Here is a 285-nt window from a genome sequence, read left to right as displayed (position 1 = left end):
ACCTATACCGCAGTGGTCGATGCCGACGCCACCGGCTCGGTCGGCAACAGCGTCGTTCCGACCGGCGGCGGCGATCCCGATCCCGAGTGTCCGAGTTGCGATACCGATCACCCGGTCGCCGATCCGGTGATCGTGGTCGCCAAGACCTCCGACCCGGTCTCGGGCAGCGAAGTGATCGCCGGCCAGGCCATCAGCTACACGCTGACCGCGACGATCAGCGACGCGGCCACCACCGCGCCGCTGGTGCTGACCGATACGCTGGGCGCCGGCCTGACCTTCGGTGCC

General features: G+C 69.5%; 1 protein-coding gene. It reads left to right on the top strand.

The genetic code is table 11. From position 1 onward, the window contains the following. The coding region (locus tag HFP89_RS00010) for a hypothetical protein (protein ID WP_168715586.1) at positions 1 to 285 on the top strand (285 nt) is incomplete at both ends.

Origin of the sequence: Wenzhouxiangella sp. XN79A (genome assembly GCF_012272825.1) — a bacterium.
Taxonomy (GTDB): domain Bacteria; phylum Pseudomonadota; class Gammaproteobacteria; order Xanthomonadales; family Wenzhouxiangellaceae.
Note: the sequence above shows the minus strand (reverse complement) of the source record. Positions and strands in the feature narration are given on the sequence as shown.